At 51.2% G+C, this 2,555-nt stretch carries 2 rRNA genes; both read right to left on the bottom strand.

From position 1 onward, the window contains the following. A 5S ribosomal RNA gene (rrf, locus tag FD44_RS09755) occupies positions 1-117 on the bottom strand. Positions 118-178: 61 nt separating this feature from the next. Further along, positions 179-2,555, bottom strand: a 23S ribosomal RNA gene (locus FD44_RS09750); the annotation flags it as partial.

The raw sequence follows: 2,555 nt of genomic DNA, 5'->3' as shown, positions 1-2,555 counted from the left end.
GCGTGGCAACGTCCTACCCTTGCAGGGGGCGATCCCCCAACTACTCTCGGCGTGCTAAAGCTTAACTTCTGTGTTCGGCATGGGAACAGGTGTATCCTTTAGGCTATCGCCACCACACTATTGAGAACTTGAGCTCTCAAAACTAGATAATATCAATTCCTTCAGAGAACACCACTTTGTGGTTAAGTCCTCGACCGATTAGTACTGGTCCGCTCCATGCATCGCTGCACTTCCACTCCCAGCCTATCTACCTGATCATCTCTCAGGGGTCTTACTTCCTTAATGGAATGGGAAATCTCATCTCGAGGTGAGTTTCACACTTAGATGCTTTCAGCGTTTATCTCATCCATACATAGCTACCCAGCGATGCTCCTGGCGGAACAACTGGTACACCAGCGGTATGTCCATTCCGGTCCTCTCGTACTAGGAACAGATCCTCTCAAATTTCCTACGCCCGCGACGGATAGGGACCGAACTGTCTCACGACGTTCTGAACCCAGCTCGCGTACCGCTTTAATGGGCGAACAGCCCAACCCTTGGGACCGACTACAGCCCCAGGATGCGATGAGCCGACATCGAGGTGCCAAACCTCCCCGTCGATGTGGACTCTTGGGGGAGATAAGCCTGTTATCCCCAGGGTAGCTTTTATCCGTTGAGCGATGGCCCTTCCATACGGTACCACCGGATCACTAAGCCCGACTTTCGTCCCTGCTCGACTTGTCTGTCTCGCAGTCAAGCTCCCTTCTGCCTTTACACTCTATGAATGATTTCCAACCATTCTGAGGGAACCTTTGGGCGCCTCCGTTACTCTTTAGGAGGCGACCGCCCCAGTCAAACTACCCACCTGACACTGTCTCCCACCACGATTAGTGGTGCGGGTTAGAGTGTTCACACAGCCAGGGTCGTATCCCACCAGCGCCTCTGCCGAAACTAGCGTTCCGGCCTCTACGGCTCCGACCTATCCTGTACAAGCTGTGCCAACACCCAATATCAAGCTATAGTAAAGCTCCATGGGGTCTTTCCGTCCTGTCGCGGGTAACCTGCATCTTCACAGGTACTTTAATTTCACCGAGTCTCTCGTTGAGACAGTGCCCAGATCGTTACGCCTTTCGTGCGGGTCGGAACTTACCCGACAAGGAATTTCGCTACCTTAGGACCGTTATAGTTACGGCCGCCGTTTACTGGGGCTTCATTTCTGGGCTTCGCCGAAGCTAACTCATCCACTTAACCTTCCAGCACCGGGCAGGCGTCAGCCCCTATACGTCATCTTACGATTTTGCAGAAACCTGTGTTTTTGATAAACAGTCGCCTGGGCCTATTCACTGCGGCTACACTTGCGTGCAGCACCCCTTCTCCCGAAGTTACGGGGTCATTTTGCCGAGTTCCTTAACGAGAGTTCACTCGCTCACCTTAGGATTCTCTCCTCGACTACCTGTGTCGGTTTGCGGTACGGGTAGTTAAACATTCACTAGAAGCTTTTCTCGGCAGCGTGACATCAGGTGCTTCCCTACTTAATTCGGTCCTCATCACAACTTGTCTACTCGGTCACCAGCATTTGACTGCTAACCAGACTCGTTGCTTGAACATTCTTATCCAACTGAATGCTCACCTTAGCCTTCTGCGTCCCTCCATCGTTCAAACACGTTTAACTAGTACAGGAATCTCAACCTGTTATCCATCGTCTACGCCTCTCGGCCTCGACTTAGGTCCCGACTAACCCTGGGAGGACGAGCCTTCCCCAGGAAACCTTAGTCATTCGGTGGACCAGATTCTCACTGGTCTTTCGCTACTCATACCGGCATTCTCACTTCTAAGCGCTCCACTAGTCCTTACGATCTAGCTTCTCTGCCCTTAGAACGCTCTCCTATCACACAACCTTACGGTTGTATCCACAATTTCGGTAGTATACTTAGCCCCGGTACATTTTCGGCGCAAAATCACTCGGCTAGTGAGCTATTACGCACTCTTTAAATGGTGGCTGCTTCTGAGCCAACATCCTAGCTGTCTATGCAACTTCACCGCCTTTTCCACTTAGCATACATTTAGGGACCTTAATTGGTGGTCTGGGCTGTTCCCCTTTCGACGATGGATCTTATCACTCACCGTCTGACTCCTGGATATAAATCTATGGCATTCGGAGTTTATCTGAATTCAGTAACCCATGACGGGCCCCTAGTCCAAACAGTGGCTCTACCTCCACGATTCTTTACTCCAAGGCTAGCCCTAAAGCTATTTCGGAGAGAACCAGCTATCTCCAAGTTCGTTTGGAATTTCACCGCTACCCACACCTCATCCCAGCACTTTTCAACGTACACGGGTTCGGCCCTCCAGCGCGTTTTACCGCACCTTCAGCCTGGACATGGGTAGGTCACCTGGTTTCGGGTCTACATCTACATACTGAAACGCCCGTTTCAGACTCGCTTTCGCTACGGCTCCGTCTCTTCGACTTAACCTTGCATGTAAACGTAACTCGCCGGTTCATTCTACAAAAGGCACGCTATCACCCATTAACGGGCTCTAACTAATTGTAGGCACATGGTTTCAGGAACTATTTC

The organism is Secundilactobacillus malefermentans DSM 5705 = KCTC 3548 (assembly GCF_001436395.1).
GTDB lineage: Bacteria > Bacillota > Bacilli > Lactobacillales > Lactobacillaceae > Secundilactobacillus > Secundilactobacillus malefermentans.
Note: the sequence above shows the minus strand (reverse complement) of the source record. Positions and strands in the feature narration are given on the sequence as shown.